We start from the raw sequence: 26,379 nt of genomic DNA, 5'->3' as shown, positions 1-26,379 counted from the left end.
TCTCTACGCAGTGAGGGAAGGGCCCTGGCCGGCCGCGGAGGTCGCTCCGCGGTACCAGTACTCCAGGGTCAGGACGTGCCACAGATGCTTGGAGTAGTCGTGGTGCCCGGCCGCGTCCTCCGCGACCAGCCGCCGCAGGGCGTCGCGCCGCAGCAGCCCGGAGCGGACCAGCTCGCCGTCGTGCACCACCTCGCGCACCAGCGGCGCGAGGTCCCGGCTCATCCACGCCCGCAGCGGGGCGCTGAACAGGCCCTTGGGCCGGTGGACGACCTCCCGGGGCAGGACCGAGGACGCCGCCTCCTTCAGGACGGCCTTGCCCCGCCGCCCCACGATCTTCCGCGAGCCGGGCACGGCGAACGCCGCCCTGACCACCTCGACGTCCACGAACGGCACCCGCACCTCCGTCGACGCGGCCATGCTCGACCGGTCCGTGTAGGCGAGGTTCAGCCCCGGCAGGAACATCCGGGCGTCGCCCAGGCACATCCGGTTGACGAAGTCGTCGAGGTCGTTGTCCCGGTAGACGTCCGCGTGCTCGGCCAGCACGTCGTCGACCGTCCCCGCCAGGTCAGGGTCGACCAGGTCCAGCAGCTCGGCCCGGTCGTACAGGGTGTAGCTGCGGCGGAAGGCCGTCTCCTCCGGCAGCTCCGCGAAGGACAGGAACCGCTTCGCGAACCGCACCGACCGGTACCCCCTCCGGGCGGTCGCGACCGGCAGCCGGTCCACCACGCCGGACACGGCCCGCCGCAGCGGCCGGGGCACCCTCTGGTAGCGCAGCGCCACCAGATTGGCCAGGTGCTTGCGGTAACCGGCGAACAGCTCGTCCGCGCCCATCCCCGACAGCATCACCTTGACCCCGGCCTCCCGGGCCGCCGAGCAGATGAGGAAGGTGTTGATCGCCGCCGGATCACCGATCGGCTCGTCCAGGTGGTACGTCATCCGGGGCAGCAACTCCAGGACGTCCGGGGCGATCTCGATCTCGTGCAGCTCGACCCCGAACCTCCCGGCCACCTGACGCGCGTACCGCAGGTCGTCCGGCATCGCCTCGAACCGGGCGTCCTCGGCGCGGAAACCGATCGTGTAGGCGGAGATCCCCGGCCGCTCGCGGGCGGCGAGCGCGGTCAGATAGCTGGAGTCGAGACCGCCGGAGAGGAAGGTCGCCACCGGCACGTCGGAGAGCAGATGACGCCGGGTCGACTCCTCGACGACGGCCGCGAGGTCGGGCAGCTCGCCCGCGCGGGCCCGGTCCCGCCCCTCGGCGGCGACCTCGCGCAGGTCCCAGAACCGGCCGCGCTCCACCCGCCCGTCCGGCCGGCACCGCAGCCAGGTCCCCGGCGGCAGCTTCTCCGCCTCCCGGAACGCGCACCGCGAGTCCGGCACCCAGTAGTACAACAGCGAGGCCACCAGAGCCCCGTGGTCCACCTCCAGCGACCCGCCGCTCACGGCCGCGAGCGCCTTCAGCTCGGACGCGAACACCAGCCCCCCGCCGCGCCGCAGCAGGAACAGCGGCTTGATGCCCAACTGGTCCCTAACGAGCACCAGTTCACCGGTGCGCTCGTCGAAGATCCCGAAGGCGAACATGCCGCGCAGCCGGGGCAGGCAGTCCGTGCCCCACCGCCGCCACGCCTCCAGGAGCACCTCGGTGTCCGACGTGCCCCGGAACCGCACCCCTGCGGACGCCAACTCGGCCCGCAGCTCCGGCGCGTTGTACAGCTCGCCGTTGTAGGTGAGGACCAGACCGTCCGACTCCATCGGCTGGGCGCCTGTCTCCGACAGGTCGACCACGGCCAGCCGGCGGTGCCCCAGGTGCACCTCGCCGTCCCCGACGCGACGGCCGTACCGGCCCGCCCCGTCGGGGCCCCGGTGCGCCAGCGTCTCGGTGAGCCGGTCGGCCACCGCCTTCCCGTCCGGCCACCGGTACGTCCCCGCGATGCCACACATGTCTACCGTGCCTCCTGGTCGCTGTCCGGGACCCGCGCCGCCCGCACCGGCAGCCGCTCCGTCCGCCACCGGCCCTCCCCGCCTGCCGCGGGGGTGCGGGCCGTACCCCCGCCGCTCCGCGGGAACGGCCGCCCGCCCGGCCCGCGCGACGGCGCGGACGACACCCCGTCCCACACGGTGCCGTCGGTCCGGTCGCGCGGATCGGGGTCCACGAGCACCACGCCCACGACCGGGACGCGCTGGTCGGCGAGGTGCCGGGCCACGGCGTGCAGCCAGGCGACGCTCCCGTACCCGGCCCGCACGAGCATCACCGTCCGCGCCCCGAGATACGGCAGGTCCGCCCACGCCGCACCCGGCCCCACCGAACCGACGCCGATCCGGCGCTCCCGGTGCGACAGCTCCACCGCGCCCTCGCCGTCGACCACCACCGGATCCCCCGCGGCCGGGCGGCGTCCCGCCAGCGGCAGCCCCGGCAGCGCGTCGATCACCGCCACCGGACCGTCCGCGCCCAGCGCCCGCGCGAGGTCCAGGGCGACCGCCGCCGTCTCCCGCGCACAGCCCAGCTCAAGGAGCGACACCGGCCCCGCGGCACCGCGCACCGTCCGCGCCAGCGACCGGGTCAGCCGCTCGCGCGCCTCCCGGGTCCGGCGCCGCCGCCACGGCCACGACCGGCGCGGCAGCTCCGCGACGACCGAGGCCCCGAGGTGCGCGGCGATCTCCCGGCGCAGCACCGGACGGTCCGCCACCACCGAGCCGACCGCCGCCACCGCGAGGCCCAGGGCCAGCCCCAGGGCCAGCCCGATGGCCGCGTCGGAGGCCACCGACTTCGGCAGCGAGTGCCGCACCGCGCGCGGGGCGTCCACGATCTGCGTACCCGCGACGAGACGCGGGGTGCCGACCCGGGCCTGCGCTGCCCGCTGGTCGAAGTCCGAGATCCGCGAGGTGAGTTCGGCCCGGCGGGCGAAGAGCGACTCCATGTCCGCCGACGCCTTCGGCGCCTTCTCCCGTGCCCCCTCGGCGATCGACCCGTTGACCCGGGCGAGTTCGTCCCGCATGCGGTCGCGCTGGTCGAGCAGCGCCTTCGCCTCGGCGTCCGCCGTCTCCCTCAGCCGCCGCACGTGGTCCGCGACGAACGCGTCGGCGAGCGCCCCGGCGCGCGCCACCGCCTCGGCCTCGCTGTCACCCGAGACCGTGATCTCCATCAGGTTGTTGGTGAGCCCCAGACCCTCGTACTCCTCCATGAAGTCCTCCGGCCGCTCACCGGAGTCCAGCGCACGCAGCGCCTCTCCCGCGATCCGGGTGGTGCGCAGCAGCGCCACATCGGTACGGATCAGCGTCCCGGGATCGTTCGGCTGGTCCTCCTGGTGCGCCACCAGGACCTTCGTCGTCGCCGTCGGCGGCGGCACGAGCACGCACGCGAGCACCGCGCCCGCGAGCAGCCCGAACAGCGCCAGCGACGACCACAGCCGGCGCCGCCTGCGCACCGCCGCCAGCAGCGTCTGCAGGTCGATCAGCGGGGCGGCCGCCGGCTCCTCCTCCGTGCGGGCCGTCACCGGACACCTCCCGCCGGCCGGCCTCGTACCGCCCCCGCGACGACGAGGCCGACCACCTCCTGCCGGGCGTCCGCGCACGCCCCCGCGATGCCCGCGAGCTCGCCCGAGGTCCAGCTCCCCGGGCTGACCACGACCACGACGCCCGACTCGCCGTCCCGGTCGGGAAGCAGCGGATGCGACACCGTCACCCCCACGACCCGCAACGCCGGAAAGCCGTCGTCGGGCGAGGCGGCGCTCGCGGCCTCGGCGACGAGCTCCCCGGCGGCCCTGCGGGCGACCTCGTCGCCGTCCGGGACGACGACGAGGAGCCGGCCGGCCACCGGCAGCCGGTCCCGGAGCCGGGCGCACACCCGCCGGTAGCGGATCCGCCGCCCCGAGGGATCGCCGGACGCCCGCGGCACCGGCACGTCCCAGCGGACGTCGAGCCCCAGCAGCCGGCGGAGCCAGGCCCGAGGACCGCGCGCCCCGGGACGGAGCGCGGGACGCCCGCCGGGCACGTCCACGGAGCCGACGGGCACCGCGCCCAGCGCGGCCGCGATCTCCCCCTCGCTACGCGGCCGGCGGCTCATCCGCGCTGCCGTGAGATGCCCGACGACCGCCAGCACGAAGAACGACACGGCGCCCGCGGCGACGAGGTGGACCCGCGTCGGCGGCGCCTCCCCCGCGGGACGGACCGCCGGCCCCATCACGACCATCGAGACCTTCCCCGCCCTGCCCGCCGCCGGGTCCGTCTCGTCCAGCTTCGTCATGGCGTCGCGCAGCGCCGTACGCAGCTTCTCCAGCTCCGTACGGGCCTGCACGCTCTCCACCGTCCGCCCGGGATCGGCCGCGTCGGCCAGCTCCGTGATCCGACGGCTCGCGGTCTCCACCGACCTCCGCAACGCCTCCAGGCGCGTCTCCGCCTCCGGGTCGGCGTCGCCGCCCACCACCCGGCTCGCGAAGGCGACGAACTCCCGGGCCGCCGTGTCGGAGAGCCGCTGCGCCCCGGCCGGGCTGTCGGCCGTGCCCGAGATCCTGATGATGTTCCCCTCGGCCGCCTCCGCGGCGATCCGCTCGCGCAGCTCCGTGCCGTCCGCCCCGCTCCGGCCGAGCGAGGCGGCCACCCGGTCGACCACCACCGAACTGGTCGCGATCTGCGCCTGCGTCAGCAGCTCCCGCTCCTCCCACGACCCCGGGAGCAGCACCGACACCGAGGTCGTGTAGCGCGGCGGCAGCAGCAGCGAGGTGCCGTACCCGACGAGCGCGCCCGCCAGTGCGAGAAGGGCGAGGAGCCGCCATCGCCGGCGGAGGATCCGCCCCAGGCTGACCAGGCGTATCGTGTCGTCGCTCAACGGCGCGGCCCCGTCCCCGCCCGGCCCCGCGCGCCGCCCGACACGGCGGCGTCGTACGCGGCGAGCAGCGCGCGCTGGGAGTTCCGCCAGGCCAGCGGCCCGCCGATCCGCTCCTGGCCGGCCTTCCCCATCAGGGCCCGCCTCTCCGGGTCGTCGAGGAGCCGCGCGACGAGCCGCGCGAACTCGGTCTCGTCGTTCGCCGGCGCGTACAGCGCCGCGTCCCCGGCGGAGACCCGCGCCTCCCGCAGGTCGAAGGAGACGATCGGCCGGCCCATCACCATGTACTCCAGGACCTTGTTCATCGTCGACACGTCGTTGAGCGGATTGCGCGGGTCGGGGGAGAGGCACACGTCCGCCGTCGACAGGTAGCGCACCAGATCGGCGTCCGGCACCCGCCCGGTGAACTCCACCCGGTCCGCGAGACCCAGCCGCCGCGCCAGCTCCACCATCGCGTCGAAGGTGTCCCCGCCGCCCACGAACACCGCGTGCCAGTCGGTGCGGCCCAGCTCGTCACGGAGCTTCGCCAGCGCCCGCAGCGCGTAGTCGACACCGTCCTGCGGCCCCATCACGCCCAGGTAGCACAGCAGATGGGGCTTGCCGCGCTTCAGCTCCGGCTCGGGCGGCACGGGACGGAACCGCTCGGTGTCGGGCGCGCTGCGCACCACGAACACGTCCTCGGCCCGCCGCCCGCCACGACGCACCGCGACGTCCCGGTAGCTCTCGTTCGTGGCGAGCACCACGTCCGCGGCCCGGTAGGTCATCCGCTCCAGCGCGCACACCGCCCGGTAGAGCAGGTCCTCGCCGCGGTCGAACCGGGACAGGTACAGCTCGGGCACCAGGTCGTGCTGGTCGAAGACGAACCGCGCCCCGCGCCGCTTCAGCCACCGCGCCGGCAGGAACAGCAGGTCCGGCGGGTTGCAGGCGTGGACGACGTCGACCGGCCCGACCTTCCGGGCCAGCCGGACCGTGTGCCAGAGAGCCGAGCCGTACTCCCGCAGATAGCCGGCCGGTCCTCCGGTCGCCGCGCGCAGCGGATAGCGGTGGATCCGCACCCCGTCGATCTCCGTCTCGCGCTCCGTGTCCCGCGTGCCGCCCGCGGGGCAGACGACGTGCACCTCCCAGCCCGCGTCCCGGAGCGTCAGACACTCCTGCCACACCCGCCGGTCGAACGGCACCGAAAGGTTCTCCACCAGGATCAGCGCGCGCCGGCGGTGCCCGCCGCGGCCGGTCTCGTCACCAAGCAAGGCCCACGTACCCGGGTTCGGCCCGGCGCGCGTCGGCGTCGGGAAGGCGGACGAGGTCGATGATCAGCGGACCGCCCCCGTGGGGCAGCGCCGCCAGGACCGCCGGGTCCCTGGTCCCGACCAGGCACACCTCGGCGTGGTCGAGCACCTCGTCGACGGTGTCGGCGAGCAGTTGCGCCAGGTGCGGCAGCCGGTTCTCGATGTACTCGCGGTTCGCGCCGAGCAGCCGGGAGAGGTTCACGTTGGCGTCGTGGATCCGCAGGTCGTACCCCTTGCCGAAGAGCCGCTCCGCCAGTTCGACGAGCGGGCTCTCGCGCAGGTCGTCGGTGCCGGGCTTGAAGGACAGCCCGAAGAGGCCCACCCGCCGCTTCCCGGTCCGCTCGACCAGCTCGACCGCCCGCTGGAGGTGGTCGGCGTTGGAGACGAGCACGTGCGACAGGATCGGCACCGACACGTCCGCCCGCCGCGCCGCGTGCACCAGGCTGCGCAGGTCCTTGGGCAGGCACGAGCCCCCGAAGGCGAAGCCGGGCCGCAGATAGGCGGGGCTGATGTTCAGCTTCCGGTCGGCCAGGAACACGTCCATCACCTGGTGCGAGTCCACCCCGAGCGCCTGGCACACCGCGCCCAGCTCGTTCGCGAAGCCGATCTTGAGGCCGTGGAAGGCGTTGTCCGCGTACTTGATCGCCTCGGCCGTCGGCACCGGCACCCGGAACACCGGGCCCGGCAGCCCGTCGTACAGGGACTCGACGACGTCGCCGCTCTCCGCGTCGAGCTCGCCGACGACGGTCTTCGGCGGGTCGAAGAAGTCCCGCACGCTCGTGCCCTCGCGCAGGAACTCCGGATTGACCGCCACCCCTACGTCCACGCCGACCGTGCCGCCGACGTACTTCTCCAGGAGCGGCACCAGCAGGTTCAGACAGGTGCCCGGCAGCATGGTGCTGCGGTACACCACCGTGTGCCGCCCGCCCCGCTCGGCCAGCGCCGCGCCGATCTCCTCGGTGACCCGCTCCAAGTAGGTGGTGCACAGGCTGCCGTTGGCCTCCGACGGTGTCCCCACGCACACCAGCGACACGTCGCTGCCCGCGATCGCCTCCCGGGCGTCGGTGGTGGCGCGCAGCGCCCCGGACCCGACGACCTCGGCGACCAGCTCGCCGATCCCCTCCTCGACCACCGGCGCCCGGCCGCCGTTGACCAGGTCGACCTTCACCGGGTTCACGTCCACCCCGATGACCTCGTGCCCCAGACTGGCCAGGCACGCGGCCGACACGCAGCCCACGTAGCCGAGCCCGAACACACTCACCCTCATGACCCGCTCCTCCCCCCGGACGGACCCTGACGGTCCGTCCTCCGGCCGGCGAACGAAAGCTCCGACTCCCCGTATCAGTACGCACCCTGACCGTGTATCACCGCGCGGAAGGTCTTCCAGAGGATCACCGTGTCCAGCGCGAGCGACCAGTCCTCCACGTACCGCAGGTCGAGCCGGACGGCCTCCTCCCACGACAGGTCACTGCGCCCGCTGATCTGCCACAGCCCGGTCAGCCCGGGCTTCACCAGCAGCCTCCGCCGGATGTCCGGGCTGTACGCGGCGGACTCCTCCGGCAGCGGAGGCCGCGGGCCCACCAGCGACATCGACCCGGCGAGCACGTTGACGAGCTGCGGCAGCTCGTCGATCGAGTACCGGCGCAGCACCGCGCCCACCCGCGTCACCCGCGGGTCCCGGCGCATCTTGAACAGCAGCCCCGCGCCCTCGTTCCGCCCCGCCAGCTCCTCGCGCGCCCGGTCGGCACCGGCGACCATGGTCCGGAACTTCAGGATCATGAACTCCCGGCCGTCCTTGCCGACCCTGCGCTGCCGGTAGAGCACCCCGCCCCGGCTGTCCACCAGGACGAGCAGTCCGACGACCAGCATCAGCGGGGCGAGGAGCACCAGGAGCAGCGCCGCGCCCAGCCGGTCGACGACCTCCTTGACGGCCCGGCGGCCCCCGGTGAACGCCGGCATGCTGACCCGCAGCAGCGGTATCCCGAGCACCGCGTCCACGTGCAGCCGCGGCCCGGCCACCTCCATCAGCACCGGGGCCACCACCATCTCGGCGTCGCTGCCCTCCAGGTTCCACGCCAGCCGCCGCAGCCGGCCCGGCGACCAGTGCGGGTCCGGGGTGACCGCGACGACCCGGAAGCCGTCGCGGTGCACCTGGTCGGCGACGTCCGCGAGCCGGCCCACGACCGGTACCCCGTCCAGCCGGCCGCCGTCGGGCCCGAGCCCGTCCGTCGTGCACACCGCGTCCACCCGCCACCCGAGGTGCGGCAACTTCCGGGTCCGGATGATCAGGTCGCGTACGGTCGCCATGCTCCCGGCGGCGAGCACCGGCCGCAGGCACCGCCCCTCCTTCCGCTGCTTGTGCAGCCACAGCCGCAGCAGATACCGCGCCGTCATCGTGACCAGCGCGATCGCGGGGATCGCGACGAAGATCCACAGTTTGATGTTGCGCGAGGTCAGGGCGATCCCGCCCAGCGCCAGGGCCACGGTCGCCATGAACAGCGAACGCCCGAGCCGCCGGAACTCCTCGGCCCCCTGCCCGAGCACCGCCGGAGCCCACGCCCGGCTCACCGCGAGCGCCCCCAGCACCAGAAGCTCGGTGCCGAAGGCCAGAATCCCCCACTTCTCGTGCCAGTCGGCCGCGTCCCTGGCCCCGAAGAAGTCCCCTATCGTGCCCACCACGAGCGCGGTGGCCACCATGTCGCTGGCGATCACGGTACGGCGGTACCGCTGCTCCCAGTCCATCGACGTTCGACTGATCTGCCCGTTCGCCAGGCGCTCACGCGCAGACGGAAACGGGCTGAGTAATCCCCCTTGCCGCACAGAACCCCCCAGGTCCCAGTGGTCGACGCGCTCGCCCTGCACTGTTCCTCAGCCCGGAGAGGCCCCCCACCGTCCCCGTATGGCAAACAGGTTCGCGAGAACTGATCGCGCGGGTCGGGCGCGATCAGCTGAAGCATGGTCAATCTAGAGCATGCGCAACCGGGTTGGAGAGAGGGTGTGTGCAATTTGTGCGTAAGGTTTGAGCCGTTGTCCACCGATTACACACGTGCCCCGTGAGGCCGCGCTTTCCCGTGCGTCCCAAGGGCCACAGGCGCATCACGCGATCGCCCCAACAGGGCTCTGTGTGAAGGGAGTTACCGATGCGAGGGAACGTCAGACCGTCGTTCCTCCGTCCACCGGGATGCAGGCCCCGGTGATGCCGGAGCCCGGCGGGGAGGCGAGGAGGAGGACCGCGGCCGCGACCTCCTCCGGCCGGGTGAGGCGGCCGGTCGAGGTCCTGCCGGTGAAGTGGCGGATCAGGCCCGCGTAGTCGGTGCCCAGGACGCGCGCCGCCTTCGGGCCCTGCTCGGTGACCCAGTCGGTCTCGACGGCGCCGGGGCAGACGCAGTTCGCGGTGATGCCGTGCGGACCCACCTCCTTGGCCAGCACCCGGGTCAGGCCGATGAGCGCGTGCTTGGCCGCCGCGTAGGCGCACAGGCCGGGGTCGGGGTCGCGCCCCTCCATGGAGGAGATGGTCACGATGCGCCCGGAGCGCTGGGGGACCAGGTGGGTCAGGGCGTGGCGGGTCGTGTAGAGGGCGGTGTCGAGGTTGAGCGCGAGGGTGCGGTGCCAGACCTCGTCCGTGATGTCGGCGACGGTGGCGAAGTCGGTCGCTCCGCCGACGTTGTTGACGACGACGTCGAGGTGGCCGTAGCGCTCCACGACGGTGTCGACGGCCCGTTCCGCGTCGGACCGGCGGGTGGCGTCCGCGAGGCAGAAGGTGACGTCGTCGCCCGCGTCGAGCGCGGTCAGGGCCCGCCGGCCGTGTCCCTCGTCGCGGCCGGTGACGACGACCTGGGCGCCGTGGTGGTGGAGGGTCCGGGCGATGGCCAGTCCGATGCCCCGGGTGCCGCCGGTGACGAGCGCGGTCCTGCCGGTGAGGTCCATGGGTTCTCCCGTTCTGGTGCGGGGTGCCGATGCCGGAGGGCGAGGGCGAGGGTGACGGTGTGCGGTGCGCCGGGCAGCCGGAGCGGCACCAGCCGCCAGCCGCGCGGGGCGAGGTCCGTGCCGAGGCGGACCACGGCCGGCCGGGGGAGCAGGGCGATCTCCACGTCCGCCAGCGCCCGCGGCAGCGGCCAGCCGAGGGCCTTCGCGACCGCCTCCTTCGCCGTCCACACCGCCAGGAAGGCGGCGAGCCGGTCGGGGGCGGGTCGCTCGGCCAGGGCGGCGCGTTCGGCGGGGCGCAGGGCGAGGTTCAGGAGCGCGGCGGAGGGGAGGGCGGGCAGATGCTCGACGTCGATGCCGATCGCCATGGGGTGGTGGGGGGAGGTGGGGGCGAGGGCGGCGACCGTCACCGGGCCGCTGTGGGCCGCCGTGAGCACGAGGGGAGGGGGAAGGCCGGGGTCGGGGTCCCGGTCCCGGTGACGATCCCGGTCGCGGCGGTGGGGACCGGCGGCGAGCGCGTGGCCGAGCAGGGCTCGGCCGTGGCCCCGGATCGCCGGAGCCCGCCCGATGTGCCACCAGAGATCCACCCCGCCGGCGAGTGCGCGGGACCGGGGGTCAGGTGGAGGCAGACGCGTCACGGGAGTCCCGGTGGGCGGAGGCGGCCGGTGCGGGAAGGTGGGCGAGCACGGTGGCGCGCATTCCGGTGATCTGGGCGACCACGCGCCCGTCTTCGGTGGACGCCGTGCAGAGCGCGGTGGCGGGGGAGTGGTGGAGCCGGAGGCCGCCGGGATGGGCCGCGACGAGGGTGTGGTCGTCCCCCGGCGCGTAGAGCGCGATCCGTTCGATGGAGTGCGGGACGGGGACGGGGAGGCGCCCGTCGGCGGCCGGCCGGAGGGCCGGAGTGCGGGCGAGGCTGTCGAGCAGGGTGCAGGGGGTGCCGAGCCGGGGCAGTCGGGCGAGCGCCCGGACGTCCGGGCGCCAGCGCGAGGTGGTGGCCAGCGGGCCGGTGCCGCAGTCCTCGGTGGCACGGAAGGCGCCCCTGAGCAGGACCGGTGACGCCGGGGAGTAGTAGGGGTCGTCGACCGGTTGCGGCGAGGGGCCGGCGGGGCCGTGGGGGTGCGGTACGAGGGGTGTGCCGCCGAGGTGGACCGTGGCGCGGAAGTGCTCCCGGTCCCGGGCCAGGGCGCGGCCGTCCGGAGCGAGGACGGCGGAGCGGACGGTGACGGCGACGGCGACGGCGCGGGTGTCGCCGGCGTCGGTGCGGCGCGCGTCGACGCGGAAGCGGGCGGGCCGGCCGTCGGCGCGGGCCCGGACCCAGGCGCTGAACACGAGGTCGTCCACGCTGCGGACCGGCAGGCCCGGGGCAAGGACGCGGGCGGCCTGCACGGCGAGGTCGGCGAGCAGGACACCGGGCACGGTGGGCCGCCCGTCGACGAGGTGGTCGCGCAGGAAGCCGTGGGTGTCGAGACCGAGGGCGAGGTGCCAGGTCGCCCGCTCGCCCCTGGGGGCGTCACGGCGCTCGGACGGCTCCGGCAGCAGCCCCGGAACGGCGGCGGCGCCGGGGATCGGGCTCGGTGCGGGCAGCGGGGAGGCGGCGGGGCTCGGGGTCGGTGCGGGGCTCCGGAGGGCGGCTGGACCCGGCGTGGCACCGGAGCCGGGGGCGGCCGGTCGGTTCGGCGTCAGGAGGCCGGGGAAGTGGCGGGCGAAGGAACGGTGTTCGGCCTCGCCGACGAAGGTGACCAGCCGGTCCTGGCACCGGGGACGGCGGCGCAGCTCCGACAGGAAGTGGCCGACGCCCTCCGCCGTGGTCATCCGGGACAGACGGTCGGTGCGGGCGGTGTAGGACTGGACGAGCGCCCCGGAGCCGAGCCCGGTCTCGTCCCACACGGTCCAGGCGATCGTGTACTCGCCGGGAGGTCCGGCCTGGGCGGCCCCGGACAGGAAGTCGTTCGCCGGGGAGTAGTCGCTCTCGCCCGGCAGGCCCGCGACCCCGGTGACGGACCCGAAGTTGCACCACAGGCGCGGGGCGAGGGCGCCGGTGAACGCGGACCGCAGATGGTGGTGGCCGTACAGCTTGACGTCACGGACGCGCCGCATGCCGGCCAGCGTCTTGCGGACGATGTCTCCGGGATGGTGCAGGCCCGCGCCGTTGACCAGAAGGTCGACGCGGCCCTCGCGGCCCCGGACGGTCTCGGCGAGGGCGTGGACGGCCTTGGCGTCGGTGAGGTCGCAGGTGTGGAAGTGGACGTGTTCCGCGCCGCACAGTTCCCGCAGCCCGCGCAGGGTCAGGGCCGACTCCCTGGCGTGCAGCAGCCGGTCGAACGAGGCGTTGATCTCGCGCACCGTCCGCCGCGGCCGGAGCTCGCGCTCCTCGCCGATGTACCGGGCGCGGGCGGCGGGCAGCTCCTCCTCCGTCGCGTCGAGCAGCGCCTCCGGGAGGTCGGCGAGCCGGCTGGACCCCACGAGGTGGACGCGGAGGGGCGTCACGCGGGCCAGACCCAGCAGACACGCCGCCGTGATGCCCCGCGCTCCGCCCGTCGCCACGACCACGGCACCCGGCGCGAGGGGCAGCTCGCCTTCGGGCGGGGGCGGTGCGTCCTCGGTGAGCCGCTGGACGTGGCGCGCCCCGCCGTGGTGGCGTACGACGGGCAGGCCGTCGGCGTGCCGCGCCAGCTCGTCCTCCAGCGCGGCGAGCGCGCCGGCCGCCGTGTCGGTGTCGCCGACCACGGCGCGTACCGTGCAGCCGTCCAGCTCCCACGCGAGGGACTTCACGAAGCCGGTGAACAGGTGGGCGTGGGGCGGCGGATGCCCGTCGGCGAACGGCGCCATGACGGCCACCCCGCAGGTCCCGCCGGCCACGAGGCGGTCGCGGAGCTGCCGTACGGCCCAGAACGCGGCCTCCTGGAGGGCCGTCACCTCGGCGGGTGGCGGGGCGGGCCACTCCGGAGCCGTGTGCAGGTCGGCGACGACCCGCAGGTGCGCGAATCCTTCCGGGGACTCGGCGAGCACCGCGTCGACGACGGCCTGCGGATCCCGGCCGGCCTCCGGCGTCACCAGACGGACGCCGCCACCGGACGCCCGCACCGAGGGGGCGAGGCTCCCGGCGTGCCGGGCGCCGGCGATGAGCAGGGTGCGGGACGGGAGGGGACGCGTACGAACGCCGGGAGCGTACGGGCCCCGCCGCTCCCAGGTCAGGGTGTGGCGCCGGGTCGGGGCCTGCGCGGCGGCCGGTACCGCTGACGGTCCGGGGGTGTCGGCCGCGGCGGTGGCGATCCGGGCCAGGACGTCGACCAGGTCGTCGGCGCCACGATAGGACCAGCCGCCCCGGGGTGATGCGGACTCCGGCAACTCTGCGAGCAGAGAAGGGAGTTCGGCGATGACGGGCCAGGCGTGCGCGGCCGCCACGGAGGCCCGGGTGAGCAGCAGGGTGAAGGCACCCTCGGCCAGGCGATCGGGCTCCTCGATCCCGTACACGCGGTGGAAGAGCGGCCCGCTGGCGCCGTTGACGCCGATCACCAGCGCCATGTCGAGTTCGCCGCGCCGCAGGTGCGCGGAGGCGGCCCGCAGCGCGGAGCGGCCGGAGGAGTCGCCGGTCTCCAGCGTCATGGTCGGGCCGTGCAGATCGTGCGCGGCGGCGACCCGGGCCGGAATCACGTTGGGCATCAACCCGGCCAGGGTGTCCTCGCCCGGCGCGGGACGCGCCCGGACCGAGGCCAGCATCGCCTCGGCGGCCCGCTCCCACGCCTCCCGGTCCAGCCCCGGAGGGGCGTCGCCGCGCAGCGTCTCGGCGAGCGAGGTCGCATAGCAGCGGAGGGTGACGTCGGGTGAGCGGGCCGGGACCCCCGCGTGGGCGGCGAACACCCCGCAGTTCTCCCGGAGTCCGTCCCACCACGGGGTGCCGTCCGGGGCGGTGAGCCTCGCCACCGCCTGAAGGGCCATCAGCTGGGCGCGGTCGACGGCCTCCACGGTACGCGAGGGCATGCGCACCTCGTCGAACGGCGGCGCCGGGTACGCGCTGCCGAACGTGCGCCGCTCGGCGGGCGGAAGGCCGGCCGCCAGGCGGCGCGCCACCTCCTCCTGGCCGGGCGCGCCCGGGAGGTGTGCCGACCAGGCGACCGCGACCACGGGGTCGCCGTCGACGGGCGCGGGCAGGGAGGCGGGTGCGGACTCGCCGGGACGGGGCGGGTCCTGGAGGAGGAGGTGGGCGTTGGTGCCGCCGAACCCGAACGAGGACACGCCGACCGTACGGGGCCGGCCGGACGGGCGGGGCCACGGCACGGGCGTCGTCGGTACGCGCGGAGCCGCCGCGCCGACGGGATCGCCGACGCCGTCGGGGTCGGCGGGGTCGTCGGGGACCTCGTACGGTGACTGCGGTGGGATCACGCTGTGGTCCAGCGCCTGGAGGGCGTGGACGACGGAGAGCACGCCCGCGGTCCAACCGGTGTGCCCGACGACCGATTTGTTGGACGTGCACCAGGCGTGCGGCAGCTGCTCGCGCACGACGCCGCGTTCCACCCGGTCCCCGACCGGCGTCCCGGTGGCGTGCGCCACCACCCACTCGACCCGCTCGGCCGGGACGCCGGAGACGGCGCGGGCGCGCGCCAACGCCCGTTCCTGGCCGGTGTGGTGCGGCGCGTGGACGGCGCGGCCGCGCCCGTCGGACGCCGCGCCGAACCCGGCCAGCACCCCCAGGACGCGGTCGCCGTCCGCCCGGGCCCGGTCCAGCCGCTTGAGGGCGACGAAGCCGGCGCCGTCGGAGAACAGCACCCCGTCCGCGCCCTTGCCGAGCGCCCGCACCGCGCCCGAGCGGCTCAGCCCCCGCAGCTGCGAGAAGAGCACGCTGTAGCGCGGCCCCAGGGAGAACACCCCACCGCACAGGGCCACTTCGCACTCCCCGTCCAGCAGGGAACGTGCCCCCAGGTCGAGCGCGTACAGCGACGACGAGCAGGCGGTGTCGACGACATGGACCGGCGTGTCGGCCGGCAGCAGCCGTGCCACGGCCCGGCGCACGGCTGCCTCCGGCAGATGGTCCGCGAGACGGCCGGCGCGAGGGTGGAGACCGCGCAGATGCTCGCGCAGGCGCTCGCGGAGGCTCTCGTCGCCGCCACCGGGCCAGTGCGCGGCGAGTTCCTCCGCGGCGGCCTCCACGAGCAGGCTCTCCTCGACGTGCTGGGAGCCCTCGGCCCACGCCCCGACGAAGCAGGCGGCGCGGGATCCGGCGGCGGAGGCGAGGGCGGAGGCTCCGCACTGGTCGAGAGCGGCGTGCGCCCAGGCCGTCAGGAAGTCCTCGCCGTCGGGCGGCAGGGGGCGGACGTATCCGGCGACCCGGCTGTAGGTCCGGTCCGGGGCGGGCCGCGCCGACCAGAAGTGTGCGAGCGCGAACCGTTCCCGGGGCTCGGTGAACCGGGGTACTCCCTCCACGAGCCGCTGCCACAGCATGTCCGGACCGTCCACCCCGGGCGCGACCAGACCCATGCCGACGACGGCGACGGACCGGTCCTCGGCGGCGGCGGAGCCGGTGGAGGTGGAGGAGGTGGTGGACGCGGTGGAGGTGACGTGAGCCGGGCGGGCGGGAGTGGGGGCGAGTGTGGGCGTGGGCGTGGGCGTGGGTGCGGCGGGAGCGGGTGCGGGTGCGGGAGGCGCGGCGGCGGCCGTGGGCGCAGGCCGGGGCGTGAGCATGGCCCGGCCCACCGAGAGCCCGCCGTCCGCCAGCAGACACTGTCCGGAGATCCAGCGCGACTGCGGCGAGGCCAGGAACCCCACCAAGCGGGCCAGGTCCTCCTCGGTGCCGAGACGCCCCAGCGGGGCTGCCGTGCGACAGGTCGCCCGCAGCTCCTCCGCGCCGGGGAACAGCCCGGCCGTCGGATTGTCCAGGAGACCGGCGGAGGCGGTGTTCACCCGGATGCCCTGAGGCCCGAGATCGGCGGCGAGATAGCGGGTCATCGCCTCCAGCGCGGCCTTGCACACCCCGACCAGCAGGTAGTTGTCCATGGCCAGGCCCGCGCCGATGGACGACACGTTCACGATGGCCCCGCCGCCCCGGGCGGCCATGAGCGGCGCGGCCGCCAGGGCGCACCAGCGGGCCCCGTGCAGATTGGTGTCCACGGCCCGCTGCCACTCGGTGTCGGTGAGGTCGTCGTAGCGGGCGAAGACGCCGCGCGCCGCGTTGTTGACGAGCACGTCCACGCCCCCGTGCTCGTCGGCGACCGCCGCGAACAGGGCGGTGACCTGGTCGCGCTTGGCGACGCTGGCCCGTACCGCCTGGGCGCTGCCCCCGGCGTCGAGGATCGCGGCGACGGTGGCCTCGGCCGCCTCGGGGGAGTGGAAGTGGTTGACGACGACATGGGCGCCACGCCGGGCGAGCTCCCGGCTGACGGCCGCGCCCACGCCCTTGCCGCCGCCGGTGACGACGGCGACCTTCCCTCGGAGATCGGGTGCCGCCGGGATGTCGGAAGGGGTCTCTCGGCTCACGCGAGCGCCTCCTTCGCGTCCGGGTCCACCGCGGGGAGGGTGCTCAGCAGACCGGCGAGCGCGTCGAGCGTCGTGTAGCTGGTGAGGCGGGAGCCGTCGGCGGGCAGCGTCCGTCCGTAACGCCCGGCGGCCTGGGCGAAGAGTTCCGTCTGCTTGATCGAGTCGACGCCCAGGTCGGCCTCCAGGTCCGCGTCCCCGGTCAGCACGTCGGGCGGATACCCGAGCGCCTCGGCGTACAGCGCGCGCAGCGTCTCGACGACGGCCGCCCGGTCGGCGAGCGCGTCCCTTCCCCCCTCCTCCTCCGCCGGTCCGGCGAGCGGCTCGGCCGGCACCGAACCCCTCGGAGTGCCCGGCGGCGCGGCCGGCGATGCGACCTGCGACGTGGCGTACGAGGTGACGTGGGAGCTGACGTACGAGGCGCCCCTCGACGTGTCGCTCGCAGGGGCCCCGGCCAGGGCGTCGGCCACGGCCCGACCGCCCGCCCGCCGGCGCAGCGGCGCGATGACGCGTACGTCCGGCACCGTCGCCGCGACGAGGTCGCTGAGCACGCCGCGCGGGCCGCACTCGACGAACACGTCGACCCCGTCCGCGTACAGCAGGCGCACCGCGTCGGTGAACCGGGTGGGCCGCACCAGATGGGCGGCGACCAGATCGGCCACCTCGTCGGGCCCGTCGAGCCGGCGACCCAGGATCGCGGAGTGCACGGCGTGCCGGAGAGGAGCGGTGCGTAACGCGCCCGCCCGTCGGGCGAAGTCGGCGGCCACGGCCGCCAGCGTCCGATGGTGGAAGGCGTAGGGAACCCTGAGGGGAGTGGCGTCGATGCCCAGCTTCCCGGCCGCTTCCCTGACCCGCTCCAGCGCGGCGGAGGGACCGGACACCACGCACTGCCGCGGACTGTTGTCCGCCGCCACGGTGACCTCCCACTCGCCCAGGCCCGTCAGCAGCCCTTCGGCCCGGGTGACCGACACGGCGAGCGCCACCATTCCGCCGTCGACGGGCGGGCACGCGGCGAACGCCTCGTCCCGGGCGGCCACCAGGGCCATGCCCTCCTCCAGGCCGTACGCACCGGCGGCCGTGAGCGCCACCAGCTCGCCGAAGCTGTGCCCGATCAGGACGCGCGGCCGCAGGTCATGACGCTCCGTCAGCAACCGGAAGAGGGCAGTCTCCGCGGCGAACAGCGCCAGGTGCAGGTCGGCGGGGCGCGTGGCCGCCAAGTCGGCGAGCGACGGCGCCCGCTCGTCGAGCAGCAGCCGCGAGGGCGCGCTCCGGCCGAGGCGTGCCGCCGCCGCGTCCAGCTCGCGAAGGGTCTCGTGGATCAGTGGTTCGTCCTCGGCCAAGGGGCCGAGCGCACCGGGGAGATAGGCACCTTGTCCAGGGAACATCACAGCGCAGTCCGTCACAGCGGATCCTCCGTGAGACGCGAGGGAACAGCCAGGAAGGCAAGGCTCGGCACGGAGGGGAGAGGGTGGGGACGTCCGGCGGACCGGCTCCCCCCACCCACTCCCCTCGTCCGTAGATGTTCTCGTCGCTTCGTATGACCTGTCACCACCCACATCGACGACAGGTCATACGCCAGTGTGAATTCCGCCGGGCGGTCAGCCGAGCCCGCGGTGCGCCGCCCACAACCCCGCGGCGCGCCCGGCGGCCTCGGAGACCAGCGCCGCCAGCTCGGGCTCCTCGGGGACCGGGAACGACACGTACGCGCCCCGCCCGCCTGCCACCGGACGCCCGTAGGCCTTCACGGCGAGGCGACCGTCCGGGAGGAGCCTGACGTTGAGCGTGGTCAGGGTGAACGCCTCGCCGCGCCGCGTGTCCGTCCAGCGGAGCGCCTCGGGGATGGTGACGTTGATCGCCAGGGCGCTGACTTCCAGATCGCTGCTCATCCGCCGATCCTTTCATCCCCGGCCGGACGGACCCGGGGCGCGCTGCTGCGCTTCCTGACCGAGGGCGGCGGTGAGCGGTGAGCGGTGAGCGGTGGGCGGTGGGCGGTGGGCGGTGAGCGTCGGGCAAGGTCCCCCCTCCCTTCCACTCTCCGTCGATCACCCGGTGAGATCAAGACTGCAATTTTCGGCGTCGACCCCGGACACTCGTCACCGGGGCCGACGGGAGGAGCTTCATGTCAGGAATCCGGGATCCGCACGGCAGCCTGCGCCGCGCGCTGTGGATCGGTGGCGCGCAGTGGTCCGGCAAGACCACCGTGGCGGAGATCATCGCCAGGCGGCACGGCTTGACGGTCTATCACTACGACTACCACGACGCCCGCGGCCACCAGGATCGCCGGATCGCCCGCCGGATCGCCCTGGGCGAGCCCGTGGGAGATCCGAGCCCCGAACACGTCTGGGTGGAGCGGAGCCCGGAGGAGATGGCCTCCGAGACGCTGGCCGGCTTCCCGGTCCGCTTCGAGTGGGCGTTGGACGACCTGCGCGCGTTGTTCACCGGCCGGCCGGCGATCGCTGAGGGGTGGGGACTGCGACCGGAGCTCGTCGCGCCGCTGCTCGACTCACCCCGGCGCATGGTCGTCCTGGTCCCCACCGAAGACTTCCGCCGCCACCAGCTCCGTACCCTGCCGCGCGCGGGAGCCCTCGACGTCCCCGTGACCGACCCGGCCCGCGCCCAAGCCAACCGCGTCGCCCGTGACCGACTGATCGCCGAGGACGCGGCCCGGAACGCCCGCCGCCTCGGCATCCGCGTGATCGACGTCGACGGCACGCTCGACGCGAATGCTGTGGCGGCGCAGGTGGCCGAGCACTTCGCCCCCCATCTGGGTGTGACGACCGCTGGGTGAAGGCCGGGCGCAGGCGCTCGCCCTCGGCTCTTGATCGCCAGGACTCCGCGTGGCCGGCCGCCGGGGCGGGGGCATGAGCCGATGCCCTGGGCCGAGCGTCCGAGCCGGACCTCCGGGCCGGTCCGGCAAGTCGGCCCTCTGGGCCGGAGCCTGCGGACGGAACGCCGAGCCGACGCTCCGAGCCGGGCCTTCGCGAGCCCGGGCTGAGAGCCGGGCCTTCGCGAGCCCGGCCTCGTCTCCACCCGCCCACCGCGTGGCCCCCTCCACCTGCCAGGCGACGAACCTTCCCCTGGAAGCGGACCCGACGGCCCCGGGGTGCCCACCCGGTACGCGGGCATCCCAGGGCGCGGCACGGTCAGGACCAGGAGGCCAGGACCAGGGCGCGCTCGGCGGCCTCCAGGTGGACCGCGGACGTCAGCCACGCGCGGGCGTACGCGTCGGAGGAGGCGTCGACGAGCCGGCCGAAGGAGTCCCGCGGCCTGCGGTCGGCCTCGGCGGCCAGGCCCTCGGCGAGCTCGGCGGCCCCGGTGAGACCCGCCCGGCGCAGCGGCACCGCCAGCGCCGCCCGGTCGGCGCCCCGGGCCGCTTCCGCGACGGCCCGCCGCCCGCCCGCGACACCGGCCTCCAGGAGCCTGCGGACCCGCCACAGCGGCGCGTCGGCCAGCGGATCCGGCCCGTCCGGCACCGGTGCGGGCGCCGCCGCCCCCGCCTCGGGGCGGGGGAAGTGGTCGCCCTGGAGCCGGTCGTAGCCCAGGTCCGCGCGGCCGAGCCACTCCTCCGGCAGCCGCAGGGTGTGCGACGCCCCCGGCACCGGGGCCACCGCGAGCGGCCGGAGCGTCGCCGCCCGGTCCGGGTCCGGGCGGCCGAGGACCCGCAGGACGAGCCCGGGGTACCCGCCGATCCGCCGCAGGTTGGCCGTGTGGGCGAGCTCCGGGTGCGGGTGGGCGACGCGCAGCCGCACCGGCGGGCCGCCGCCGAGGACCCGGGCCACCAGGTGGTCCTCGGCCGCCCCGAGCACCTCCACGTCGCAGCCGAGCAGCGCCGGCCCCGTACCGCCGTCCGCCTCCGCGCCCGCGGCGAGCGCGGCCGCCACCGCCTCCCGAACCGGCCGGGCGAAGAGCGCCGCCACCGGCTCCTCCGACCAGTCCACGCCGCGCACCGGGGTCGCGCGGACGCCCCGTCCCGCACCGAGCCGCCCGTCCGCCGAGACGGTCGCGCCCGCGACCAGCAGCCCGCCGCGCGCGAGCCCGGCGTGGTCGAGCACCGCCCCGCCGAGCGCGACCGACGCCGTCCCGGCGCCCTTGGCCCGACCGATCCCGCCCGGCCGCACGTCGGACACGGTGTGGAACGCGCCCTCGGGACCGAGGAGATGGGTGGTCACCCCGCCGTACCCGGTCGCGGAGAGCACCGGCTCGCGGCACAGCCCGAGCACACGCAGGCTGCCGCCCTGCTCGTACGCGCGGCGGGCGCCACCGACGGCACCGGGCTCCGCCACCCCGGACGCGAGCGCGAACGCCCCGGCGAGCAGCTCCCGGAAGGCGGCCGTCAGATCCGACAACCGCTGCCCTCTGCCCTGCTCACGAGCGCTCCGCAGTCCCCGTACGACTCTGAGCGCGGCGCCCTCCGCGCGCGGCAGCCCCGCCAGCCGCGCCGTGTGCGCGGCGCGCAGCAGCTCGGCCTGGACGACCGTCCCGCCCGCGGTGACCCCGGCGGCGAGGGCCTCGGCCGCGGCCTGCCAGAGGGCCGCCCCGGCACGGGTCTGGGCCGGTGTGAGGGAGGCCGGCACGACTTCCTCTACGGAGGCGGAGGCGGAGGGGGAGGGGGAGGAGGAAGCGGATGCGGCGGAGCCGGACGAGGGCGCGGGTGCCGACCGCGGCGCGTCCTCCTGCCGGGCGGCGGCCGGTGACGGCACCTCCGCCGCGGCCTCCGGTACCCGCGCCTCCACCGGCGGCAACGCGTCCGCGTCCGCGATCGGCGCCGCGCCCAGCACGGCCGCGCGGTGCAGACAGCGCGGCGCCAGAAGACAGCTGCACACCGCCTGCCCGGACTCCGTCACCGCGCCCGACGGTCCCGGGGCGAGCGTGACGAGGGTGTCCTCGCCGAACCGCACCTGCACAGTGCCGCCGGCTCCCTCCGTCGCCTTCCCGGCGCACTCGGCGACGGCGGCGTCGAGCTTCTTGCGGAGCCGCGCGGTCAGCGCCTCGACGGCCTCGGCGAGGACCTCGGGGGCGACGGGCGGCAGGGATGCGGTGCTCAACGGGCTTCTCCACGGAGGCGGTCGCCGACCCAGCGGGCGAGGGCGAGCGGGCTGAGGGCGGCCACCGGCATCCCGGCGGCGACGAGTCGGCGCGCCACCGGCACCGAGTAGCGGGGCGCCCCCGCGTCGTCGAGCGCGGCGCAGCCGAGCAGGTGCGCCCCGGACGACGCCAGCGCGCGGACCTCCCCGAGGAGGCCGGAGAGCGGCGCGCCCTCCTCGAAGTCGCTGACCACGACGACGAGGGTGCGGCTGGGCACGGTGATGAGCGTACGGGCGTGCGCGAGGCCCGCCGCGATGTGCGTACCGCCGCCGACCCGCACCTCAAGGAGCAGCGACAGCGGATCCTCGACCCGGTCGGTGAGGTCCACCACCTGCGTGGAGAACGCCAGGAAGTGCGTGGACAGCGTCGGTACGCCGCCCAGCACGGCGGCGGTCAGGGCCGACCAGACGACGGACGCCTCCATCGAGCCGGAGACGTCGACCACCAGGATCAGCCGCCAGTCCGCCTCCTTGTTCGCGCGGGTGCCGAACACCGGGCGCTCCGGGACCACCACGACCCGCCCGTCGTCCAGGCGCCGGGTGTGCGCCAGGTTCGCCCGCAGGGTGCGGGCGAGGTCGAGGCGGCCCCCGGGCCGCCGGGTGGGCCGGGGCGAGGAAAGGCCGGACAGGGCGGGACGCACCCGCGTCGCCAGCTCCTTCGACAACTCGTCGACCAGCCGCTTCACCAGCGGCCGCAGCCGCGCGAGCTGGGCCTCCGGCATGCCCCCGGCCAGCGAGAGCACCGAGGAGAGCAGCTCCACCGACGGGCGCACGGCCGCCGGGTCCAGTTGGCTCAGCACCTCGTGCCGTCCCGCGACGGCGGCGTCCGCGAGGACCTCCTCACGGACGTCGGCGCCGAACAGCGCCTCCAGCTCCTCCGCCCACTCCCGGGCCGTCGGGAACGACGCCTCCTGCCCGCCGCCCTGCCCGGCCGCGCCGCCGTCGAGCCCTTCGGAACCCTCGCCGCGCCCGTGGCCGTACAGCTCGTCCAGCGCCTGGGCGTAGCGGCGGGACCGCCCGCTCAGCCTGTCCGTGTGCCGGCCGAGCAGCAGCCGCCACCGGTCGGCGGTCCCGATCCGGTGCTCCGGCACCGGCAGCACCCCGCCCGCCGGTACGGGAGCCGACTCGACGGCCCCCGCCGATGCGGACGCCGTCTCCACCGCGGCCGTCGCCGGTCGGGGTGCGGCTCCCGGGCCGGGCAGCGCCAGCGACGTGAGCGCGGCCGATCCGGCCGCGTCCGCCGCCGCCCACAGCGCGAGGAGCTCGGCCGGGGCGTCCAGGGTGAGGTCGAGGCGGTCCCCGAGCCGCTCGGTGACCGTGGTCAGCAACCGCTCGCGGGCCGCCGGGGACAGCGCGTCGAAGCCTCCCCGCAGGGCGGGCAGACGGTCGAGGAACTCCTGGTCGGCCAGCGTGTCGACCCGGTCCAGGAGCGGGGAGAGGACGTCCGGCGACAGCTGGAGCAGCGGTCCGGCGGCGGTGAGCAGCCCGGCCAGCCGCTTCGCCAGCGCACGGCGGGCGTCCGGCCCCGAGGCGCCGTCGATCCACCCGGCGGCCCGCTCCCCGAGCCCGGCGGCCGGGTCGAGGTCCACCAGGACGCGGACGGCGAGCGCCGCACCCTGCACGAGGGGCGAACCGTCCGCGGCGAGCTCGGCCAGCGCCCGGTCCATCCGCAGGCCCAGCTGCCGCGCCGCCGCCCGGTCGGCGAGCGCCACCAGGGCGGCGGCGTCCGCGGGCGCGTCGCTACCGGCGAGCCCGGGCAGCGCGCGGACGGCGGCGTCGAGCAGTTCACCGGCCAGCGCGCCGGCGGCGGTACGGGTCTCCTCCGTCGTGCCGGGACAGTGACCGCGCCGCAGACCCTCCAACAGGTCCAGGGCGTCGAGGAGTTCCGGGAGTCCCGCGCTCTCGGGAAGCACCTCCGCGGCCTCCCGCAGCCGGTCCCCGACCAGCTCGGGCAGGTCGCAGCGGGCGGCCGCGGCGAGCCCGGCGAGCACCTGCCCCGGCGTCGGCCCGCCGTCGGCCGCCTCGCGACGCGCCGTCTCGGCCAGCGTGCCGGCGGCCGCCTGTGCGGCCGTCACCCCGCGCACCCCCGCCAGATCGAGCCGCGCGGGCACCGAAGGCGTCCACGTCAGACGCCACTTGGTGCCCAGGGCCGTACCGTCCCCGGTCGCGGCCACGGCGACCGGCTCCCCGTACGAGGCGCCGATGACGAGCAGCCGCTGGAGCAGCACCTCACGGCGCCCGTCCAGCTTCGACCGCAGCGGATCGAGCCGCACCTCGCGCGGCTCCGGCTCGTCCGGACGCGGCAGCCGGAGCCGCGCCAGCTCCTCCTCCACGGACGGGCCGAGCCCGGAGCGCGGCGCGTGCGGCGTGAGCCGTCCCCGCACCGTGCCCACGAACACCGCCTCCAGGGCACGGGCCAGCGCCCGCCCCCGCCCCAGCGGCTCGCCCTGCCCGAGCACCGTGGTGACGGCCTCCAGGACCTCCCCGCGCCCCGGCGCGGGCAGCCCGCGCAGCGCCGCCAGGTCGCAGGCGAGCCGCAGCGCCTCGGCCGCCTCGCCCGTACCGGCCGTGTGGCCCGCCCGGCGCAGCTCCCGGCACAGCCCCGTCAGCGCGGCGGCGGCCGCCTCCCGCAGCCGTTCCGGCACACCGCCCGCCTCGAACACCGCCTGCTGCCACCGGGGATCCCGGATCCCCGCCGGGTAGCCCGACCGCGAGTCGAGCAGATCGAAGGAGTACGGAACGAACGAGGTGACCGTCGCCTCGCCCGCCGCCTCCACCGCCTGGCCGGAGCCCACGTCGCGGCCCGGCGCGGCCGGGTCCGGCTGCGGGTCCTCGGCGAGCAGGGCCGGGGCGTGGAACGCGCCGATGACGGCCGCGACCCGCCTCCCGCCCGCGCCCGCCTCGGCGATCACCCGGCGCATCCGGGCCTCACGGGCCAGGTCGGTCGCGGGCACCCCGGCGTCGGCGCGCAGCGCCCAGCCCACGCCGAGCGCGGCCCGCCGCACCGCCTCGGGCGCGCACCCGGGGGCCAGCACCTCGACGGCGCGGTCCCACAGGTCGTCGCCGTCCCGGCCGGTCCCGGCGGCCGTCAGCGCGTCGGCGAACAGGCGCCGCCGGGCGCCGGCCGGTGCGGCGGGCTCCCGCTCCGCCGACCAGCCGGGGTCGCCGAGGGGCAGGTCGCAGCAGACGACCTCGGCGCCCCGGGCCCGCGCCCAGCGCACCGCCGCCAGCTCCGGCGAGAAGTCGGCGAACGGGTAGAACGCCAGCCGCCCGCCCTCGCCCGTCCCGGCCAGCGCCACCGGCGCGACCGTCTCGGGGTCGGCGAGGTGCCCCAGCCACGCCTGGAAGTCGGCGGGCAGCTCCACGCAGACGACCTCGGCGTCCGCCGCGTCGAGCAGTGCCGGCACCACGGCGGCCAGCGCCGGGCTGTGGTGCCGCACGCCGAGCAGGTACGGCGCGCGCGACGCGGCGAGCGCGTCGACGGCCGACCTCGGGTCGGGGACGGTCACTTCAGGCTCCCGCGCAGGTCCCAGAGGCGGCGCCACATGGCCGAACCGGTCTCCGCGCGGCGGCGCACCGGCCCGTCCCAGTAGCCGAGCAGCCGGGCGTGGTCGGCGGGGTCGTCCTTGCGGACGACGCCGAGGAGGTGCCCCGGCAGCAGGTCGAGGACGTCCCCGGCGGGCAGGTACGCCGCCGAGAGCCCCAGCGCCGCCGCCACCTGCACCGCCTCGGCGGTCGACATCACCGTGCCGGGCCGCTCCACGTCCCAGCCCTCCGTCGACCGGCCCGAACGCAGATCGCGGAAGACCGTGACGAGCGCGTCCAGGACGGCGTCGTCGACCGAGAACTCCGCCCCCGCCCGGCGCACCGCCGCCACGGCCTGACGCCGGATCAGCGTCGCCTCCGCGTCCGCGTCCGCGATCGGGTCCACGGTCTCGAAGTTGAAGCGGCGCTTGAGCGCGGCCGACATCTCCGAGACGCCCCGGTCCCGGAGGTTGGCCGTCGCGATCACGGTGAAGCCGGGCGCGGCGCTCACCACGGCGTCCTCGGTGGCGGTCAGCTCGGGGACGGTGAGGCGACGGTCCGACAGCAGCGACACGAGCGCGTCCTGCACCTCGGGCAGACAGCGGGTGATCTCCTCGACCCGTACGACCCGGCCGGTACGCATGGCGGACAGCACGGGGGAGTCGACCAGGGCCTGCGGGGTGGGGCCCTGGGCGAGCAGCAGGGCGTAGTTCCACCCGTACCGGAAGGCGTCCTCGGTGGTGCCGGCGGTGCCCTGGACGGTGAGGGCGCTGGTGCCGCAGACGGCCGCGGCGAGCAGCTCGGACAGCATCGACTTGGCGGTGCCCGGCTCGCCGGTCAGCAGCAGACCGCGCTCACCGGCCAGGGTCACGACGCAGCGCTCCACGAGCGCCCGCTCGCCGACGAACTTCGGGCCGATCTCCAGCTTCGCCGGCAGCCCCTCGCGCCGCTCGGGCAGGACGAGTTCGACGCCGGCGCTGCCGCAGACGAAGGTGACGACGGCCCGCGGGGTGAGCGCCCAGCCCGGCGGACGCGGACCCGGGTCCTGTGCGGCCAGGAAGGAGAGTTCGGCGGCGTACCGCTCCTCGGCGGGCCGGACCTGCCGGGCGGGAGCGGACGGTTCGGTGGTGACGGTCATGCGCGGTTCCTTCGGAAGATCGCTGGGGAGAGGGACGGACGGTGTACGGAGGGCCCCGAGGACGGGCTCCTCCATGAGGGCGCCCGGCGAGTGGGCGCCCGGCACGTGGGGTGGTCAGGGGCGGACCCCGCCTGG

General features: G+C 75.9%; 15 protein-coding genes. 1 reads left to right on the top strand and 14 read right to left on the bottom strand.

The window, feature by feature from the left end; all coding sequences use genetic code 11:
* Positions 1–3: 3 nt before the first annotated feature.
* The 11 genes from asnB to AB0E19_RS10545 all read right to left on the bottom strand — a co-directional run bounded on the left by asnB (position 4) and on the right by AB0E19_RS10545 (position 18,383).
* Positions 4–1,938, bottom strand: a complete 1,935-nt coding sequence (gene asnB / locus AB0E19_RS10595) for an asparagine synthase (glutamine-hydrolyzing) (RefSeq protein WP_362176420.1) — start codon at positions 1,936–1,938, stop codon at positions 4–6.
* Between the two features lie 2 nt (positions 1,939–1,940).
* The gene (locus AB0E19_RS10590) at positions 1,941–3,491 is read right to left on the bottom strand and encodes a Wzz/FepE/Etk N-terminal domain-containing protein (protein WP_362176417.1); all 1,551 of its coding nucleotides are present in this window, start codon (positions 3,489–3,491) and stop codon (positions 1,941–1,943) included.
* Positions 3,488–4,822, bottom strand: a complete 1,335-nt coding sequence (locus AB0E19_RS10585; RefSeq protein ID WP_362176414.1) for a Wzz/FepE/Etk N-terminal domain-containing protein — start codon at positions 4,820–4,822, stop codon at positions 3,488–3,490. Before AB0E19_RS10585 ends, AB0E19_RS10590 begins: the two co-directional genes overlap by 4 nt.
* On the bottom strand, positions 4,819–6,066 hold the full coding sequence (locus tag AB0E19_RS10580; RefSeq protein WP_362176411.1) for a glycosyltransferase family 4 protein: 1,248 nt from the start codon (positions 6,064–6,066) through the stop codon (positions 4,819–4,821). The genes AB0E19_RS10585 and AB0E19_RS10580 overlap by 4 nt, the downstream gene beginning before the upstream one ends.
* The gene (locus AB0E19_RS10575) at positions 6,056–7,372 is read right to left on the bottom strand and encodes a nucleotide sugar dehydrogenase (RefSeq protein WP_362176408.1); all 1,317 of its coding nucleotides are present in this window, start codon (positions 7,370–7,372) and stop codon (positions 6,056–6,058) included. Before AB0E19_RS10575 ends, AB0E19_RS10580 begins: the two co-directional genes overlap by 11 nt.
* A 74-nt stretch (positions 7,373–7,446) precedes the next feature.
* Complete coding sequence (locus AB0E19_RS10570) at positions 7,447–8,925, bottom strand: sugar transferase (RefSeq protein ID WP_362176405.1); 1,479 nt, start codon at positions 8,923–8,925, stop codon at positions 7,447–7,449.
* A 333-nt stretch (positions 8,926–9,258) separates the two neighbouring features.
* A complete protein-coding gene (locus AB0E19_RS10565; protein WP_362176605.1) occupies positions 9,259–9,972 on the bottom strand; it encodes an SDR family NAD(P)-dependent oxidoreductase in 714 nt (237 codons plus the stop codon).
* On the bottom strand, positions 9,894–10,466 hold the full coding sequence (locus tag AB0E19_RS10560; protein ID WP_362176402.1) for a 4'-phosphopantetheinyl transferase superfamily protein: 573 nt from the start codon (positions 10,464–10,466) through the stop codon (positions 9,894–9,896). Before AB0E19_RS10560 ends, AB0E19_RS10565 begins: the two co-directional genes overlap by 79 nt.
* 178 nt (positions 10,467–10,644) lie before the next feature.
* A complete protein-coding gene (locus tag AB0E19_RS10555) occupies positions 10,645–16,500 on the bottom strand; it encodes an SDR family oxidoreductase (RefSeq protein ID WP_362176399.1) in 5,856 nt (1,951 codons plus the stop codon).
* Positions 16,497–17,882 carry an acyltransferase domain-containing protein gene (locus AB0E19_RS10550; RefSeq protein ID WP_362176396.1) on the bottom strand — a complete coding sequence of 462 codons (1,386 nt, stop codon included), beginning with the start codon at positions 17,880–17,882 and terminating at the stop codon, positions 16,497–16,499. The genes AB0E19_RS10555 and AB0E19_RS10550 overlap by 4 nt, the downstream gene beginning before the upstream one ends.
* Positions 17,883–18,095: 213 nt before the next feature.
* Positions 18,096–18,383, bottom strand: a complete 288-nt coding sequence (locus tag AB0E19_RS10545) for a hypothetical protein (protein WP_362176393.1) — start codon at positions 18,381–18,383, stop codon at positions 18,096–18,098.
* A 233-nt stretch (positions 18,384–18,616) separates the two neighbouring features.
* On the opposite strand from AB0E19_RS10545, the gene AB0E19_RS10540 reads away from it, so the two are divergent.
* Complete coding sequence (locus AB0E19_RS10540; protein WP_362176390.1) at positions 18,617–19,285, top strand: hypothetical protein; 669 nt, start codon at positions 18,617–18,619, stop codon at positions 19,283–19,285.
* A gap of 355 nt (positions 19,286–19,640) precedes the next feature.
* On the opposite strand, the gene AB0E19_RS10535 is transcribed toward AB0E19_RS10540, so the two are convergent.
* From AB0E19_RS10535 to AB0E19_RS10525, 3 genes are read right to left on the bottom strand one after another with little or no spacing between them, the layout of a single operon-like run.
* Positions 19,641–21,542: a hypothetical protein gene (locus tag AB0E19_RS10535; RefSeq protein WP_362176387.1), complete on the bottom strand. Its 1,902-nt coding sequence runs from the start codon at positions 21,540–21,542 to the stop codon at positions 19,641–19,643.
* On the bottom strand, positions 21,539–25,090 hold the full coding sequence (locus AB0E19_RS10530) for a DUF5682 family protein (RefSeq protein ID WP_362176384.1): 3,552 nt from the start codon (positions 25,088–25,090) through the stop codon (positions 21,539–21,541). The genes AB0E19_RS10535 and AB0E19_RS10530 overlap by 4 nt, the downstream gene beginning before the upstream one ends.
* Positions 25,087–26,244 carry an AAA family ATPase gene (locus AB0E19_RS10525; protein ID WP_362176381.1) on the bottom strand — a complete coding sequence of 386 codons (1,158 nt, stop codon included), beginning with the start codon at positions 26,242–26,244 and terminating at the stop codon, positions 25,087–25,089. The genes AB0E19_RS10530 and AB0E19_RS10525 overlap by 4 nt, the downstream gene beginning before the upstream one ends.
* Between the last annotated feature and the right edge of the window lie 135 nt (positions 26,245–26,379).

This window comes from Streptomyces sp. NPDC047974 (assembly GCF_040653375.1).
In the GTDB taxonomy this organism is placed as follows: Bacteria; Actinomycetota; Actinomycetes; order Streptomycetales; family Streptomycetaceae; genus Streptomyces.
This window is presented reverse-complemented; position numbering and strand designations above follow the sequence as displayed.